Annotated in this window: 15 protein-coding genes; 9 read left to right on the forward strand and 6 right to left on the reverse strand. The window is 73.2% G+C overall.

Annotated features, from left to right (window positions below; genetic code table 11):
* Positions 1-16: 16 nt before the first annotated feature.
* Together ACFO0B_RS00765 and ACFO0B_RS00770 are read left to right on the forward strand one after the other, a co-directional pair.
* Complete coding sequence (locus ACFO0B_RS00765) at positions 17-934, forward strand: Abi-alpha family protein (protein ID WP_378610288.1); 918 nt, start codon at positions 17-19, stop codon at positions 932-934.
* 373 nt (positions 935-1,307) lie between these two features.
* A complete protein-coding gene (locus tag ACFO0B_RS00770) occupies positions 1,308-1,802 on the forward strand; it encodes a nuclear transport factor 2 family protein (protein ID WP_378610479.1) in 495 nt (164 codons plus the stop codon).
* Here ACFO0B_RS00770 and ACFO0B_RS00775 read toward each other — a convergent pair.
* Positions 1,799-3,442, reverse strand: coding sequence for a peptide chain release factor 3 (locus tag ACFO0B_RS00775; RefSeq protein ID WP_378610289.1), 1,644 nt, complete (start codon positions 3,440-3,442; stop codon positions 1,799-1,801). The two genes, ACFO0B_RS00770 and ACFO0B_RS00775, sit on opposite strands and share 4 nt — an antisense overlap.
* Positions 3,443-3,710: 268 nt before the next feature.
* Here ACFO0B_RS00775 and ACFO0B_RS00780 point away from each other — a divergent pair, with 268 nt between their 5' ends.
* The 3 genes from ACFO0B_RS00780 to ACFO0B_RS00790 are packed head-to-tail and all read left to right on the forward strand — an operon-like array spanning position 3,711 to position 5,792.
* Positions 3,711-4,352, forward strand: coding sequence for a 50S ribosomal protein L25/general stress protein Ctc (locus tag ACFO0B_RS00780; RefSeq protein WP_378610290.1), 642 nt, complete (start codon positions 3,711-3,713; stop codon positions 4,350-4,352).
* Positions 4,353-4,361: 9 nt separating this feature from the next.
* Positions 4,362-4,943 (forward strand): aminoacyl-tRNA hydrolase, encoded by a 582-nt coding sequence (gene pth / locus ACFO0B_RS00785; RefSeq protein WP_233020447.1) that lies wholly within the window; start codon positions 4,362-4,364, stop codon positions 4,941-4,943.
* A 6-nt stretch (positions 4,944-4,949) separates the two neighbouring features.
* Positions 4,950-5,792, forward strand: a complete 843-nt coding sequence (locus tag ACFO0B_RS00790; RefSeq protein WP_378610291.1) for an SDR family NAD(P)-dependent oxidoreductase — start codon at positions 4,950-4,952, stop codon at positions 5,790-5,792.
* A gap of 3 nt (positions 5,793-5,795) precedes the next feature.
* On the opposite strand, the gene ACFO0B_RS00795 is transcribed toward ACFO0B_RS00790, so the two are convergent.
* The 3 genes from ACFO0B_RS00795 to ACFO0B_RS00805 form a co-directional block, all read right to left on the reverse strand.
* A complete protein-coding gene (locus ACFO0B_RS00795; protein ID WP_378610292.1) occupies positions 5,796-7,442 on the reverse strand; it encodes a fatty acyl-AMP ligase in 1,647 nt (548 codons plus the stop codon).
* Between the two features lie 98 nt (positions 7,443-7,540).
* A complete protein-coding gene (locus ACFO0B_RS00800) occupies positions 7,541-8,458 on the reverse strand; it encodes a ribonuclease Z (RefSeq protein WP_378610293.1) in 918 nt (305 codons plus the stop codon).
* Positions 8,459-9,664, reverse strand: a complete 1,206-nt coding sequence (locus ACFO0B_RS00805; protein WP_378610294.1) for an aminotransferase class V-fold PLP-dependent enzyme — start codon at positions 9,662-9,664, stop codon at positions 8,459-8,461.
* A 232-nt stretch (positions 9,665-9,896) separates the two neighbouring features.
* Here ACFO0B_RS00805 and egtA point away from each other — a divergent pair, with 232 nt between their 5' ends.
* The 4 genes from egtA to egtD are packed head-to-tail and all read left to right on the forward strand — an operon-like array spanning position 9,897 to position 14,392.
* Positions 9,897-11,189 (forward strand): ergothioneine biosynthesis glutamate--cysteine ligase EgtA, encoded by a 1,293-nt coding sequence (gene egtA, locus ACFO0B_RS00810; RefSeq protein ID WP_378610295.1) that lies wholly within the window; start codon positions 9,897-9,899, stop codon positions 11,187-11,189.
* Positions 11,186-12,523, forward strand: coding sequence for an ergothioneine biosynthesis protein EgtB (egtB, locus tag ACFO0B_RS00815; protein WP_378610296.1), 1,338 nt, complete (start codon positions 11,186-11,188; stop codon positions 12,521-12,523). The genes egtA and egtB overlap by 4 nt, the downstream gene beginning before the upstream one ends.
* Before the next feature lie 40 nt (positions 12,524-12,563).
* A complete protein-coding gene (gene egtC / locus ACFO0B_RS00820) occupies positions 12,564-13,424 on the forward strand; it encodes an ergothioneine biosynthesis protein EgtC (RefSeq protein ID WP_378610297.1) in 861 nt (286 codons plus the stop codon).
* On the forward strand, positions 13,421-14,392 hold the full coding sequence (gene egtD, locus ACFO0B_RS00825; protein ID WP_378610298.1) for an L-histidine N(alpha)-methyltransferase: 972 nt from the start codon (positions 13,421-13,423) through the stop codon (positions 14,390-14,392). The genes egtC and egtD overlap by 4 nt, the downstream gene beginning before the upstream one ends.
* 1 nt (position 14,393) lies before the next feature.
* On the opposite strand, the gene ACFO0B_RS00830 is transcribed toward egtD, so the two are convergent.
* Entirely contained in the window at positions 14,394-15,038 is a 645-nt protein-coding gene (locus ACFO0B_RS00830) for a DUF2461 domain-containing protein (protein ID WP_378610299.1), read from the reverse strand.
* A 20-nt stretch (positions 15,039-15,058) separates the two neighbouring features.
* Positions 15,059-16,729: a hypothetical protein gene (locus ACFO0B_RS00835; protein ID WP_378610300.1), complete on the reverse strand. Its 1,671-nt coding sequence runs from the start codon at positions 16,727-16,729 to the stop codon at positions 15,059-15,061.
* Positions 16,730-16,841 lie beyond the last annotated feature (112 nt).

The following is a 16,841-nucleotide window of genomic DNA, read 5'->3' on the forward strand; positions in this document are numbered from 1 at the left end:
AAGTTCGGAGTAGGACGTGGCAGACGACAGAACCGGACGGACCGCGACCGGGCAGTCCGGCCAAGGACAGAATCTGGCCAGGCCCGGCCCCCGGGCGGTGGAGCGCAGCGCGGACGTCGAGCAGCGGCAGATCAGCAACGAGGCGCGGTTGATCCGCGGCGTCTTCCGGGCCGCGGGGGTGGCGGCGGGCTCGGTGGTGCGCGGCGGGCAGTGGGCCGTCGGCACCGGCTACGAGGTGACCCGCGAGATCGCGCAGGCGGCGCTGGACGGCGAGTCCTCCGCCGATATCGCCGAGCGCACCAGCAATGCGCTGCGCTCCATCGCGCGCAGCGCGCTCGGCGTCACCGAGGGGTCGGTGCGCGAGATCGTCAGCTACGTGCCGACGACGAACGGCAGCGGGAGCAGCCAGCAGCAGCAGGCGCTGGTGATCGGGCAGAATCTGCGCTCGGCCAGCTCCCAGGAGCTGCGCCGCCGCGGCGACGCGCTGCTGGCCCGCTCGGCCGACGTCTACTTCACCGAGGACGTGCACCCGGCCTACGACCGGATCCTCGACGAGCTCGCCCCCGACGAGGCCCGCATCCTGCGCTTCATGGCGCTCAACGGCGCGCAGCCGGCGGTCGACGTGCGCACCAACCGCCCGCTCGGCATCGGCTCCGAGCTGGTCCAGGGCGACCTCACCTCGGTGCCGGAGCAGGCGGGCGTGCGCTACCCGGACCGGTCCCGCGCGTACCTGATCAACCTGAACCGGCTCGGCCTCACCCGGACCTCGGACGACCCGGTGGTGCTGAGCCGCTACATGGTGCTCGAGGTGCAGCCGTCGGTGGAGGCGGCGCTGAAGAAGGCGGGGCGGGCGCCGAAGATCGTGCGCAAGAGTCTGCGCCTCACCGAGTTCGGCGAGGACTTCTGCCGCACCTGTTTCACGATCGCGACCTGACCGTCGCGGTGCGTCGCCCGCTGCGGTGATAGCGATCTGATACAAATCTTCGCGATTCGGTCGAGCATGCCCGAGCGGATGGGATCGTGGAGTCATGGACCAGGAGCGCAGCGAAACGGCCGGTGGCGCGGCCGAGCCACGCGGGGCAGCCGCCCCGGGTGGTGCCCGCTCGCGCCCGGCCGCGGTGTCCGAACGGCCGCCCGACGCCGACGGGGTACCGCCGGAAGCGCGGATCTCGATGGGCGAGCGCCTGGCAGGCCAGGCCGCGGGCGGCCGGATCAGCGCGGATTCCGACCTCTCGCTGGTCGGGCTCGGCGGACCGGCCGGACCCCCGCGGGCCGACGGCGCCGCCGGCCACCGCGCGACCGACGACATCGCCGCGATCGAGCGGCTCAAGTTCCGCTACCTGCGCACCCTCGACACCAAGGACTGGGACGACTTCGCCGACACCATGATCCCGGAGGCCACCGCCACCTACAGCGAGTACCTGCAGTTCGAATCGCGCGAGGCCTTCCTCGCCTTCCTGCGCAACACGCTCGGCCCGCACGTCATCACCGAGCACCGCTGCGACCACCCGGAGATCGACGTGGACGGCGACACCGCCACCGGCACCTGGTACCTCGCCGACACCGTGCTGATCCCGGCGCACAACATGCTGCTGCGCGGCGCCGCCTTCTACACCGACCGATACCAGCGCTGTGACGACGGCCGCTGGCGCATCGCGCACACCGGCTACGAGCGCACCTACGAGGTGGTGCTCTCGCTCAGCGACCTGCCCAGCCTGCGGCTGACCTCCAGCCGCTGGGGACTGCTCGCCAACGAGGACGGCATCGCCCCGCTCCAGCGCGACCCCGGCGGCACCGCCTAGTCCGCGGCCGCCACCAGCGGCTCCAGCGTGAGCCCCGGGTGTTCCTTCTCGATGTACTGCAGCCGCCACTTGTCGCTGAAGAGCGCGAGGATCGCGCCGTCGCTGCGGGTGAAGACCTCGACCCCGCGCTGCCGATCCAGCTCCGCCGCGGAGGCGGCGTCGGTGCGCCGCGCGATCGAGTAGCCGAGGAAGTCGAGCTTGGTCTCCACGTTGTACTCGCCGAGCATCCGCGCGGTGACCACCTCGAACTGCATCGGCCCGACCGCGGCGAGCACCGGCGCGGCGTCACCGCGGGCGTCGTTGCGCAGCACCTGCACCACGCCCTCGGAATCGAGCTGGTCCATGGCCTTGCGGAACTGCTTGTACTTGCCCGCGCTCTCCGCGCGCAGCACCGCGAAGTGCTCCGGCGCGAACGACGGGATCGGCGGGAACTCCACCTTCCGGTCGACGAAGAGCGTGTGCCCCGGTGCCAGCGCGGTGGCGTTCACCAGGCCGACCACATCGCCCGGGTAGGCGGTGTCGACGGTGGTGCGCTCCCGGCCGAAGACGGTGAGCGCGTACTTGGTGGCGAACGGCCGCCCGGTCTGCGCGTGCGTCACCACCATGCCGCGCTCGAACTCTCCGGAGACGATGCGCATGAAGGCGAGCCGGTCGCGGTGCGCGGTGTCCATCCCGGCCTGCACCTTGAAGACCACCGCGCTGAACGGGTCGGTGGTCTCCCGCGGCGTGCCCGCGATGTCGGTCCGCCCGCGCGGGGGAGGGGCCAGCTCGATCAGCGTCTCCAGCAGCTGCCGGACGCCGAAGTTGAGCATGGCGGAGGCGTAGATCACCGGCGAGGTCTGCCCAGCGAGGAAGAGCTCCTGGTCGTGGTCCTGCCCGGTGGCGGAGAGCAGCTCGCTCTCCTCGGCGGCGGTGCTCCAGGACTCGCCCTCGCGCTCGGCGGCGTTCTCCGGGGCGATCGACTCCTCCGGCGCGATGGTGGCGCCGCCCGCGGTGCGGGTGAAGTGGATGTACTCGGCGGCGGCGCCGTCGGGGCCGCGGCGCAGCAGCCCGCGGAAGTCGCCCGCGATGCCGACCGGGAGGAAGAGCGGGGTGGGGGTGAGCCCGATCCGCTCCTCGATCTCGTCCAGCAGCTCCAGCGGGGCGCGGCCGGGGCGGTCCCACTTGTTGATGACGGTGATCACCGGGATCCCGCGATGCCTGCAGACCTGGAAGAGCTTGAGCGTCTGCGGCTCCAGCCCCTTGGCGGCGTCGATCAGCATGACCGCCGCGTCCACAGCGGTGAGCACGCGGTAGGTGTCCTCGGAGAAGTCGGAGTGGCCGGGGGTGTCGACCAGGTTGATCACGTTGTCGATGTCGGAGCCCGCGGTGCGGTAGTTGAACTGCAGCGCGGTGGAGCTGACCGAGATGCCGCGGGCCTTCTCCATCTCCATCCAGTCCGAGACGGTCGACTTGCGCCCGGCCTTGCCGTGGATCGCGCCCGCCTCGGAGATCACCCGCGCGTGCAGCGCCAGCGCCTCGGTCAGGGTCGACTTGCCCGCGTCCGGGTGCGAGATCACCGCGAAGGTGCGGCGGCGCGCGACCTCCGCGGGCAGCCCACGCGGGACGGAGACGACGGCGCCGTCGGGGGAGGCGGTCACGGTGATTCGGCCTTTCGGGAGCGGATCTGCAACCTGTCCAGCCTACGCGATTCGCGCGTGACCTCCCGATTCCAATGGTGCTGTGCAGCTGGGGTATGGTGGTCGGGTTGTCTCGGCGAGGGTGACCGCCCAGCGTGCACCGTGATCGACGCGGCTCGGCCTTCCGGCCGTCCGGTCGTTTCCATTCGCCCGACGAGCAGACCATCGCGCAGGACGTCCAGCGCGTAGCCCGTGTCCAGCCCGGAAGAGCCGTAGGAGTATTCCAGTCATGTCCGACGTCAACGTCCTCGAGGCCGTCGTACGCACCGAGTTCGGTAAAGGTGCCGCCCGTCGCACCCGCCGCGCGGGCAATGTCCCCGCCGTGCTGTACGGCCACCAGTCGGATCCCCAGCACCTGGCCGTGAACGCCCGGGATTTCGCCGCGATCCTGCGGCAGCACGGCACCAACGCCGTGCTGAATCTGGTGATCGACGGCACGCCGCAGCTCGCGCTCACCAAGTCCGTTGTCGTGCACCCGATCCGCCGCTACATCGAGCATGCCGACCTGCTCATCGTGAAGCGCGGCGAGAAGGTCACCGCCGACGTCAACATCGTCGTCACCGGTGAGGCCGCGGCAGGCACCCTGGTCACCCAGGACGCCACCACCGTCGCCATCGAGTCCGACGCGCTGAACATTCCCGAGTCCATCGAGGTCTCGGTCGACGGCGCCGAAGAGGGCACCCAGATCAACGCTTCCGACCTGTCGCTGCCCAAGGGCGTCACGCTGGCCGTCGATCCGGAGACCCTGATCGTCAACGTCATCACCGCGCCGGTGGCCCAGGACCTGGAGGCGGAGACCGACGCCGGTGAGTCCGCCGAGGCCGCCGAGGGCGACGAGGCCGACGAGGCCGCCGCCGAGAGCGCCGAGTAACACCGGGTCGTGTCCGAACCCGCCGCCGGGCCTGCGCTCGTCGCCGGCCTCGGCAACCCCGGGCCCGAGTACGAGCGGACCCGGCACAATGTGGGCTTCCTGGTCGCCGACGTGCTCGCCGAGCGCGTCGGCGGCCGGTTCGCCGTGCACAAGAAGTCCGGCGCCGATCTGCTGCAGGCCCGGCTGGACGGGCGGCAGGTGCTGGTCGCCAAGCCGCGCTCGTTCATGAACGTCTCCGGGCGGCCGGTCGCCGCGCTCGCCCGCTTCTTCTCCGTTCCGCCAACCGAGGTCGTCGTGGTGCACGATGAGCTCGATCTGCCCTTCGGCGCCATCCGGATCAAGCGCGGCGGCGGCGAGGGCGGCCACAACGGCCTGCGCAGCGTCTCCTCCGCGCTCACCACCAAGGAGTACCTGCGGGTGCGGATCGGCATCGGCCGCCCGCCGGGCAGGCAGGATCCGGCCGACTTCGTGCTGAAGCCCTTCGCCGCGCCGGAGCGCAAGGAGGTCCCGGTCATCGTCGAGCAGGCCGCCGACGCCGTCGAGCTGCTGCTCCGGGTCGGCCTCGAAGCCGCGCAGAACCAGCTGCACTGAGGGGTCATGGCTTCGAACGCACAGCGTGCCGCCGCGCACCGCATCGCGCCCTTCGTCCTCGGCCCCGTCGGCGGCACCCGCCGGGCGGACGCGGTCCGCCTCGACGGCACTCGAATCCTGCTGACCGGCGCCTCCTCCGGAATCGGCCGGGCCGCCGCGCTGCGCACCGCCGCCCGCGGCGCCGAGCTGCTGCTCGTCGCCCGCCGCGCCGACGAGCTGGAGCGGCTCACCGCGGAGATCGCCGCCGACGGCGGCAAGGCCGAGTACCGGGCCTGCGACATGGCCGACCAGGCGCAGGTCGCCGAGCTGGTCGAGAGCCTGGACGGCCCGGTCGACGTGCTGATCAACAATGCCGCGCGCTCGATCCGCCGCCCGCTCACCGAATCCTTCGACCGGCTGCACGACTTCCAGCGCACGATGGCGGTCAACTACTTCGGCGCGGTGCAGCTCACCCTCGGCGTCCTCCCCGGCATGCTGGCCCGGGGCGGCGGGCACGTGCTCGACGTCTGCACCTGGACCGTCGCCGCCGACAGCTCCCCGCGCTTCGCCGCCTACCACGCCTCCAAGGCCGCGCTGGCCGGCTTCAACCGCAGCGCCGGAGCTGAATTCGCCGACGCCGGAATCGCCTTCACCACCATCGGCTACCCGCTGGTGCACACCGCCATGAGCTCGCCGACCGAGCGGTACCGCCGGCTCCCCGGGCTCACCCCCGAGCAGGCCGCCGACTGGATCCTCACCGCGCTCCACACCCGCCCGGTGCGCCTGGTCCCCCGCTACGCCGCCCTGCTCAGGGCCGTCAACGTGGTCTCCCCGCGCACCGTCGACCGGCTGCTGGCCCGCCGCGCCTGACGCTCAGTCCAGGTGTGCCGCGGTGGCGGCGCGGCGCAGCTTCCCGGAGGAGGTCTTCGGCAGCGCGCCCGGCCCGAGCACGGTGACCGAGCGCGGCCGCACCCCGACCTCGGAGAAGACCGCGTGCACCACCTCGCGCTCGAGCCGCTTGACCTGCTCCTGGTCCTCGTGGTCGTTGCTCTCCACGACCACCGCGAAGCTCTCCCGCTTCTGCCCGGCGTCCAGCCGGACGGCGACGGCGTTGCCCGGCCGCACCCCCGGCACCCGGCCGGCGGCGCGCTCGATGTCGGTGGGGTAGATATTGCGGCCGCCCATGATGATGACGTCCTTGATCCGCCCGCAGACCACGATCAGGCCGCGCTCGGTGAAGTAGCCGATGTCGCCGGTGTCCAGCCAGCCGTCGGCGTCCTGCGCGGGGCGGAAGCCGTCGACCGTGACGTAGCCCGCGGTCACGGCCGGGCCACGCAGTTCGATGACGCCGACCGAGCGGGTCGGCAGCGGCTGCCGCTCGGCGTCGACTATCCGCCCCTCCAGCTGGTCGACCAGGTAGCCGAGGGTGGGCAGGGTGCGCACCGAGCCGTGGTGGCCGCGCTGATCGCGGATCGGGATCGCCTTGCCGATGGCCTCCAGCAGGTCGGCGTCGACCACGTCGACCACCTGGCCCAGCCCGGGGTCGGGGATGGAGACGGCGAGCGTGGTCTCGGCCATGCCGTAGACGGGGGTGAGCGCGGCCGGGTCGAGCCCGAAGCGCTCGCCCGCCACCGCGAGCGCGGCCATGGTGTCCGGGTCGACCGGCTCCGCGCCGTTCCACATGTAGCGCACGCTGCTCAGGTCGTAGGCGCCGTCCTCCGCGCGGGAGAGCCGCCGGGCCAGCAGCGAGTAGGCGAAGTTGGGAGCGGCGGTCACGGTGCCGCGGTACTTGCCGATCAGCTCGGCCCAGAGCAGCGGCTTGGCCAGGAAGTCGAGCGGGGTCACGCAGACCACCTCGGCGCCGAGCTGCATGGGCACGCTGAGGAAGCCGACCATGCCCATGTCGTGGAAGAGCGGCAGCCAGCTCACCATGACGTCCTGGTCCAGCTGGAACTTGACCCGGTCGAACATGGCGTAGGCATTGACGAAGAAGTTGCCGTGCGTGATCCGCACCGCCTTCGGCGACCCGGTCGAGCCGGAGGTCAACTGCTGCAGCGCGATGTCGTCCTCGTCGGTGGGCAGCGGGTCGGTGTCGGGGCCGTCGTGCAGCCGGTCGATCCGCACCACCGCGATGCCGCGCTCCAGCAGCAGCGGCTCGGCCGCCTCGAAGGGCGCGCCGAGCACGACCGCCTTCGCCTCGATCATGCGCAGCACGGTCTCGGTGTCCTGCGCCCAGACCATCAGGTCGGTGCGCGGCGTCGGCTGGTGCAGCATGGTGATGGAGGCGCCGCGCATCCAGACCGCCTGGCAGGCCGGTGCGATGTCGACCGGCATCCCGGCCAGCACCCCGACCGCGTCGCCGTGCCCGATCCCGGCCGCGGCGAGCCCGCCCGCCATCCGCCGCGCCTGCCCGTGGATCTCCCCCCAGGTCTGCCTGCGCGGCTCGTTCGGCTCGCCGGTGACCAGGCCGCGCGGACTGCCCGCGGCCGTCGCGTACATCTCCTCGGTGAACCTGCTCACGTTCCACTCCCTCGCCTCGGCCCTGCCCTGCTATCCCGCCGGAGCGGGCGGACGTTAACTCCCGGTGGTGATTCGCCCGGAGGTAGCGAGCGGACGAGTCAGCGCCGCGGTGGCAGCGGTACCCGCTGCAGATCGTGCGCAACCACGAGTTCCCCGTCGAAGTGCCGCGCGGCCTCCCTCCGATGCTCCTCCAGGGTGCGGTAGCGCTGCGAGAAATGGGTCAGAACCAGCGTCCGGACCCCGGACTCGGTGGCGACCCGGCCCGCCTGGGCCGCGGTGAGGTGCCCGTACTCGGCGGCCAGGTGCGCGTCGGCCGCCAGGAAGGTCGCCTCGATGACCAGCATGTCCACCCCCGCCGCCAGCTCGAATACGCCGGGGCAGAGCCGGGTGTCCATGACGAAGGCGAAGCTCTGCCCCGGCCGCGCCTCGCTCACCTCGGCCAGCGTGACCTCCCGGTCGCCGACTCGCAGCGCGCCGGCGCGCTGGAGCTCGCCGACCGCGGGCCCGCGCACCCCGAGCGCGGCCAGCCGCTCCGGCAGCAGCCTGCGGCCGTCCGGCTCGGTGAGCCGGTAGCCGAAGGCCTCCAACGGGTGGGAGAGCGCCGCCGTCGTCAGGGCGAACGGCGCCCCCGGCGCGGCCAGCGGGCCCGCCGCCGTGATCGGGTGCTCGGTGAGCTCGACGGTCCGGCGGAAGGCGCTGGCGTCGCAGAGGTTGCGGAACCAGTGCGCGCCGGAGGCCGGGTAGTAGGCGTGCACCGGGTGCGCCACCGCGTCCAGGCTGATCCGCTGCACGATGCCGGGCAGCCCGAGGCAGTGGTCGCCGTGGAAGTGCGTGAGCGCGATCCGGGTGATCGCCGACGCCGCGACCCCGGCGTGCGTGAGCTGGCGCTGGGTGCCGTCGCCCGGGTCGAAGAGCAGCCCCTCGCCGTCCCAGCGCAGCAGGTAGCCATTGTGGTTGCGCTGCCTGGTCGGCACCTGGCTGGCGGTGCCGAGCACGACGAGTTCGCGGGCCGACATCTACAGCGCGGCCACGGCGGCGACGAACCGGTCCAGCTCGGCGTAGGAGACGAAGCAGTGCGGCGAGGCGCGCACCACCGCGGCCAGCCCGCGCTCGGTCATGTCCAGCAGCGTCGAGCTGGCGCGGCTCACCGTCACGGTGATGTTCCGCTCGGCCAGCCGGTCCCGGATCGCCTCGGGCGCGATGCCGTCCTTGGTGAACGAGACGATGCCGCCGCGCGCGCCCGCCGCACCGCCGAGATCGCGCACCGTCACCCCGGCCAGCGCGCCGAGCGCGGCGCGCAGGTGCGAAGAGCGGTCCGCGACGGCCGCGTAGACGGCCTCGGGGCCGAGGTCGAGCAGGTAGCGCACGGCCGCACCGAGCCCGAGCCGGGCCGCGACATCGTGCTCCCAGAACTCGAAGCGCCGCGCGTCCGGGGCGAGCTCGTAGCTCTCAGGCCCGGTCCAGGTCGCGCTGTGCAGGTCGAGCCGCTGCGGCTCCATGGTCGCGGCCAGCTCCGGCCGAAGGTACAGGAAGCCGGTGCCGCGCGGGCCGCGCAGCCACTTGCGGCCGGTGGCGGAGACCGCGTCCACGTCGAGCTCGGTCACATCGAGGGGGAGCTGCCCGGCGGCCTGGCAGGCATCGAGCAGGACGAGCGCGCCGCTCGCGCGGGCCAGCCGTGCCGCCTCGGCCACCGGGTTCACCACCCCGCCGTTGGTCGGCACGTACACCAGCGAGACCAGCTTGACCCGCTCGTCCAGCATCCGGGCCAGCGCCGCCAGGTCGAGTAGCCCCGACTCGTCGCTGGGAATTCGCTCCACGCTCGCCCCCGCCGCCCGCGCACGCTGCAGCGTGGCGATGGCATTGGCCGCGTAGTCGATGCCGCAGATCAGCACCCGGTCGCCGGGGCCCAGTGGCACCGAGTAGAAGAAGTCGGTCCAGGCCCTGGTCGCGGAGTCGCTCAGCGCGATGGCCCCCGGCACCGTCCCGAGCAGCTCCGCGATCGAGCCCCGCACCCCGTCGAGCTCGTCGATCCGCTCGTTCGCCGCCCGGTAGCCACCGACCTCCGCCTCGCGCCGCAGGTGCGCGATCACGGTCTCGGTGACGACGCCGGGCGGCAGCGAGGAGCCCGCGCTGTCCAGGAATACGTGACCGGAGGCCGGGTCGGTGGGGTCGGGTCCGGAGCCGAGGCCCGGGGTGTCGGCGCGGAGCCTGGCGTCGTCCATGTCGCGACCCTATCGGTAGCGGCCGACGGAGTTTCGGCCCTTTTCTTGTCGGCGGACGCCGCTACCCTTGACGGTACGACGCGATCCGGCCTCCGTCCGCGAACACTCGACCTGCTTCCTCGAGCTCGAACGACAACCCGCCGACCCCGGCCCATCGCAGTGCCCCGCCGGATCGAACCCCCTTGCACAGCAGCAGTACGGATACGAACGACGCACCACGGTGGAGGTTGGCATGTCGGTCACGCTCGAGCACCCGGAACCGCCCGGTCAAACGGTCGATCAGGAGGTCATGTCGTCCCGCGTGGCGGCGGAGGCCTACGTCGGCGGGGTCTGCTTCAAGCTCGGTCCACCAGCACTGATCGGCGCCGAACTGGAGTGGCTCACCGTCCAGGGTGGGTCTTCGGCGTACTCGACGCAGGCACCCCGCCCCGCCCTGGACGATCTCGCGGCCGCGCTCGGGCCGCACGTCCCGCGCTCGCTCGCCCCCGGCTCGCCCGAGCTGGCCCTGCCCGGTGGCAGCCGGGTCACCGTCGAACCCGGTGGTCAGATCGAACTCTCCAGCTCCCCCTACCCCGATGCGCAGGCGCTCTCCGCCGCACTGCGCGCCGATGCCGCCGTGCTCCGCGACCTGCTCGCCACCCGGGGCATCCGCACCGTCTCGCTCGCCGCCGACGCCTCCCGTCCGCCGCGGCGGCTCCTCGAACTCCCGCGCTACCGGGCCATGGAACGGCACTTCGCCGGGATCGGCCCGTTCGGCAAGCTCATGATGTGCAACACCGCGGCCGGCCAGGTCAGCGTCGACGCGGGCGCCGATCCCGCCGAGGTCGCCGCGCGCTGGCACCTGCTGCACGTCGCGGGCCCCGCGCTGGTCGCCGCCTTCGCCTGCTCGCCGCGGTTGAAGGGCGCACCGGGCGGGGTCTGGGCCTCGCAGCGCATGCGCACCTGGCTGCGGCTCGACCACAGCCGCACCCGCCCGCCCGCCGAGCAGTGGGCCGACCCCGTCGCCGGCTACGCGAGCTGGGCGCTGGACGTCCCGCTGCTCTGCGTCCGGCCCTGCGGCCAGGCCCCGGCCGCCCCGAAGTGGACCGCCCCGCCCGGCGCCACCTTCGCCGACTGGCTCTCCGGCGCGCTCGACGACGAGATCGGCCGCCGCCCGGCCACCGCCGACCTCGACTACCACCTGACCACGCTCTTCCCACCGGTGCGCGCCTCCGGCTACCTGGAGATCCGCTACCTGGACGCGCAGCCCGGCGACACCTGGAGCACCCCGGTGCACGTCGTCGAGGCACTGCTCAGCGCCCCCGCGGTGGTCGCGGAGGCCACCGCGCTCGCCGCGCCGACCGCGGGCCGCTGGCAGGAGGCCGCGCACGCCGGGCTCGCCGACCCCGAGCTGCGCGCGGGCGCCGAGGCGCTGCTGCGGCTGGCCGCCGCGCACTCCGGGCAGGCGGCCGAGATCGAGTCCGCCGCCGAGCGATGTCGCGCCGGGCGCACCCCGCACGACGACGACCCGGGAGTGAAGGCATGACCATCCAGTTCTCCGACAACGCGACGACCGATCGGCTGCGCGGCGAGATCGCCGAGGTGCTCACCAGGGCCCGCGCCCGCACCCTCGCGCTCACCGACTGCCTGGACGATGCCGAGCTGGCCGCGCAGCACTCCCGGCTGATGAGCCCGCTGGTGTGGGATCTCGCGCACATCGGCAACCAGGAGGAGCTCTGGCTGGTGCGCGACGTCGGCGGCCGGGCCGCCGTGCGCGGCGACATCGACGAGCTCTACGACGCCTTCAAGCACGCCAGGGCCGATCGCCCCGAGCTGCCGCTGCTCGACCCGGCCCAGGCCCGCGGCTACGTCGGCTCGGTGCGCGAGGAGGTGCTCGACGTGCTCTCCGGCGCACCGCTGCACGGGAATCCGCTGGTCCAGGGCGGCTTCGCCTTCGGAATGGTCGCCCAGCACGAGCAGCAGCACGACGAGACCATGCTCGCCACGCACCAGCTGCGCACCGGCCCCGCCGTGCTCACCGCGCCGCCACCGCCCGCCGCGCGGGTCCCGGTGCGCGGCGAGGTGATCGTGCCCGCGGGCGAGTTCACCATGGGCACCTCCACCGATCCCTGGGCGCTGGACAACGAACGTCCGGCGCATCCGGTGCACGTCCCCGGCTTCGCCATCGGCGCGGCGCCGGTCACCAATTGGGAGTACCTGGCCTTCCTCGCCGACGGCGGGTACGAGCGGCCGGAGCTGTGGTCCGAGCGGGGATGGCGGCACCGGGTCGAGGCCGGGCTGGTGGCGCCGCAGTTCTGGGAGCGCGACGGCTCCGGCACCTGGTGGCGCCGTGCCTTCGGCGCGCTGACCCCGCTGCGGCCGCATCAGCCCGTCGTGCACGTCTGCTGGTACGAGGCCGAGGCATACGCGAACTGGGCGGGCAGACGGCTGCCGACCGAGGCCGAATGGGAGAAGGCCGCGCGCTTCGACCCGGCGACCGGGGTGACCCGCCGCTACCCGTGGGGCGACGCCGACCCCGGCGTGGCGCAGGCCAACCTGGGCCAGCGGCACCTGGAGCCGGCCGATGTCGGCGCCTACCCGGCCGGGGCATCGCCCGCCGGGGTGCACCAGCTCATCGGCGACGTCTGGGAGTGGACCTCGTCCGGGTTCGAGCCGTACCCGGGGTTCCGCGCCTTCCCGTACGCCGAGTACTCCGACGTCTTCTTCGGCGGCGACTACCGGATGCTGCGCGGCGGCTCCTTCGGCACCGACCCGGTCGCCTGCCGCGGCACCTTCCGGAACTGGGACCACCCCATCCGCAGGCAGATCTTCTCCGGCTTCCGGCTGGCGCGCGACCTGCGCGCCGGCGAGGGCCGGTGACCGGGACCGGGCGGCCCGCGCACTCCGGGGGGCGGCGCTGATGTGCCGTCACCTGGGCTACGTGGGCCCCGCCGTGCCCGTCGGCACTGTGCTGACCAGGGGCCCGCACTCGCTGCGGACCCAGGCGTGGGCGCCGCGGGACATGCGCGGCGGAGGGACGATCAACGCCGACGGGTTCGGCGTGGCGTGGTGGCGGGGGCCGGATTCCGTGCCCGCCGGGTCGGCGGAGCGGGGGGCCGACGCGCCCGTCGTCACCCGCTACCGCAACTCCGCGCCGATCTGGACCGACCCCGCGGTCGACGAGGTGCTCCCGCAACTCGGCTCCACCGCGGTCCTCGCGGCGGTGCGCTCGGCGACGGTCGGCACCCCGATCGAGCGCACCGCCTGCGCGCCGTTCACCGGCGGTCGCTGGGCCTTCAGCCACAACGGCGTCGTCCCGGACTGGCGGCTCGCGCTCTCCGCCGCCCTCTCGGACCTGGATATCGCGGCCACCACCGCGGGCGCCACCCGCCGCTTCCAGACCATCGATCTGCTCCACGCCGAGGCGCCGACCGACGCCGCCGCGCTCTGGGTGTTGCTGCGCGGCCTGCTCGGCGCCGTCGAACCCGGCGACCCCGACGGTCCGGCCACGGCGCTGCGCGACCTGGCGGCGGCGGTGCTCGGGCACGCGCCGGATTCCCGGCTCACCCTGCTGCTCGGCAATGGCGAGCGGCTCTGGGCCACCACCGTCCACCACGGGATGTCCGCGCTGGTCACCGCCGATTCCGCGGTGCTCGCCTCGGAGCCCTACGACGACGACCCCGGCTGGCAGGCCGTCGCCGACCACATGCTGGTGACCGCCGCCCCCGGCGACCTCACCGTCCAGCCCCTGCTGCACTCCAAGGAAGGCGCCCCGCGATGACCGCACCGACGCTGGAGATCCACCTGTCCGACGCCGACCTCACCGCCGCGCTCCGCTCCGACGCGACCACCGGCCTGACCTCGACGCCGAAGACGCTGCCCCCCAAGTGGTTCTACGACGCCCGCGGCAGCGAGCTCTTCGAGCGGATCACCGCGTTGCCCGAGTACTACCCGACCCGCACCGAGCGCGCCCTGCTGGAGCGCGTGGTCGACGAGATCGCCGCCGCCGCCGAGGCCGAGGTGCTCGTCGAACTCGGCGCGGGCTCCGCCGCCAAGACCCGGCTGCTGCTCACCGCCGCCCGCGCCGCCGGACCACTGAAAACGTATGTCCCGCAGGATGTCTCCGCCGCGGCGCTCCGGGAGTCGACCCGGGAGATCGCCGCCGAGTTCCCCGACCTCGCGGTGCACGGCGTGGTCAGCGACTTCACCGACACGCTGCACAACCTGCCCGGCGGTGGCAGGCGCATGGTGGTCTTCCTCGGCGGCACCATCGGCAACCTGGTCCCGGCCGAGCGCGCCGAGTTCCTGGCGAGCATCCACGACGTGCTCGAGCCGGGGGAGCGGCTGCTGCTCGGCGCCGGGCTCGTCATCGACCCCGCGATCCTCGTCCCCGCCTACGACGACGCCGCCGGGGTGACCGCGGAGTTCAACCGCAATGTCCTGCACGTGCTGAACAACCGCCTCGCCGCCGATTTCGAGCCGGAGAAGTTCGCGCACGTCGCGCTCTGGGACGCCGAGCGCGAGTGGATCGAGATGCGGCTGGCGGCCACCGAGGACATGACCGTCCGGGTCCGCGAACTCGACCTCGAGGTGCACTTCGCCCGCGGCGAGCAGATGCGCACCGAGATCTCGGCCAAGTTCCGCGTCGACGGCCTGCGCGCCGAGCTGGACGCCGCCGGATTCGACACCGAACACACCTGGACCGACCCGAAAAACCGCTTTGTCCTGGTGCTCGCCGGCCGTCGGTAGCTCAGTCGCCCGCGCCGCCGACGACGGCGGAGAGCCACTCGACCAGGGGGCGCACGCCCTCCCACGCGGCCCTGATCTCGTCGGCGGTGCGCGGCGTCTCCAGCCAGTCGGGGGCGCCGAACTGCCTGCCCGCGGTGATCGACTTGTGCCGGAGCAGGTCGATCCGCGGGTGGTCGGCGGCGAACCCCTTCGGCTTGGTCGCGAGCTTCTCGCCACCGATGGTGAAGCCCGCGGCGGCGGTGGCCTCCAGGATCGTGCGCAGCTCGGTGCCGCGCACCTCGTCGTCGACGGTGCTCCGCAGCTGCGCCAGCTGCCCGGGCGAGCCGTGGTAGAAGCCGCCGCCGACGAACAGCCCCGGCGCCCCGACCTGCACGTACCAGCCGACGCCGGGCGCGGTGTGCACCACCGCGCCCTGCGCCGTCTTGTACGGCGTCTTGTCCTTCGAGAATCGCACGTCCCGGTACGGCCGGAACAGCTTGGCCGCGCCGAAATCGGGCTCCAGCAATGCGGTCAGCGCGAGCATCGGTTCGCGCACGGCGCTTTCGTACACGTCCCGGTGCGCCGTCCAGAACGCTTTGGAATTGTCCGCCTCGAGATCTTCGTAGAAATCCAGGCCGGCCAGCGGGAAACCCGAGAAACCGCTCATACTCGCAAACTACGCCGCGCTCACGGCCAATTCACGCCGGGGATCACGTTGCGGCCGAAGGCCAGCTGCACCGCGAGCCCGACAATCATCGCGCACCCCGCCGTGACCGCCGCCCATTTCCCGCGTTCCTCCCTGCGGGTATGGCCGTTGATTCCCAGTGCGATTCCCGCGGGGCCGAAAACGACGGGGACCAGGAACAGTGCGGCGAAGGCGCAGACGAAACCGAGGATCGCGAAAAGCTGGATCTCCGTCTTCTGCCGTTCCAGGGGTTTGCCGGGCAGGTAGTCGGGGTCGTTCTGCTGCCAGTCGGCGGGGATGCGGACGGTCGCGCCCGCGTCGGGGGTCAGGGCGCCGCGCGGGATGCGCACGGTCTCGCCCGCGCCCTGCTCGAGCCAGTTCCGCGGCGCGGGCTGGGCGTTGCCGCGTGGAGCCGGGGCGCTCGGGCTGCCCAGTTTCCAGCCGCTCGCCGGGGCCGGCGGTGGAGAAGGGGGGTGGGGGCGGAACGCGGTCCGGGGGTCAAGGGCGGGCGGGGTTATCGCCGGGAAGCCGGTCGGTGGCCCCGCCGGTACCGGGCCCGGCCCCGGTGCCGGTGGGCCGATCGGCGGGGCGACCGATGCCGCCGGGGTACTCGGTCTGCCGGGCGCCGGGCGAATCGCAGGCGTGGGTGGGCCGCCCGCGGGTGCAGGCGGACCGCTCGGCGGAGCCGCGGGTGGGGGGACCGCGCGGGGTGGACGGGCCGTGGTGTCGTGGCCGATCGGGCCGCCGAAGACCGTGCTCGGGAGGAAGACGGTCGGCTCGGCGGCCGCAGTGGACTGCGCCTGCTCGGCCCTACCCAGCGGGAGGTCGTCATCGACGGCCCCCTGGGCGACAGTCGGCGCTTCGGCCACTTCCCCCGCGGAGAGTTCGACGGTGCCCGCAGCTTCGGCCGATTCGGTCGGCGTCCCGACCTCCGCCGCGGCACTCCCGGCTTCACCGGAAACGGGCGCGTCCTCCGACGTTTCCCCGGCCGCACTGTCGCCGGAATCGGCAGCGCTCGTATTCGGCACCAAAGCTGCGGCGATGGCTGTGGAATCCGCATCCGGTGGCGCGGTGGGCTGCGCGGCCCCTTCGACAGGGGGCCGGTCCTCGACGGTTTTCGAGGGTTCGTGGCCCGGTGCCTCGCCCGCAGCGAGCTCCTCCGGAGCCGGTTCAGCTCCCGAGACCTCCTCGACCGGCGCCTGATCATCGGCCGCCGTCGCAGCCCCGGCACTTGGTACTGCCTCGGCCGATTCCGAGACCTCCTCTACCGGCGTCGGTGCTGCACCGCCCGTCGGCTGCGTGGAGCCTGCTTCCGGGGCTTGGTCATCGGTCGGCTGCGCGTCACCCGTCTCCGGGGGTCGGTCGTCGGTCGGCGGCGCGTCGCCCGCTCGCGGTGCCTCGTCGTCGACGGGCTCCGCGGGTCCGTCGGCGGGAGCCTTACCAGCCGCGGGTGCTGCGGTGCCGTCGACCGGCGCCTCGGCGTCGGCGGGCTGCGCGGCGCTCGCCTCCGGGGATTCGTCCTCGGCGCCCTCACTGGGCGCATCTCCGGCCGGGGCTTGCGCGACCGCCGGGATATCAGCCGACTTCGCAGGCGCGGACTTGCCGCTCGACTCGTCGGCGTCGTCGGACTCCACGGCCCCCAGACCGGAATCTTCGCCGATGACCTTCGCCACACCTCCGGCGACAACCGCACCGCCGGCCGATTCCTCGGCGCTTCCTCCACCACCAGAGCCCCCCGCACCGGCCCCGGGCGACCCCGGCTCCGGCTCGTGCGGTCGCCGCTCC

The organism is Nocardia jiangsuensis (assembly GCF_042650385.1).
GTDB lineage: Bacteria > Actinomycetota > Actinomycetes > Mycobacteriales > Mycobacteriaceae > Nocardia > Nocardia jiangsuensis.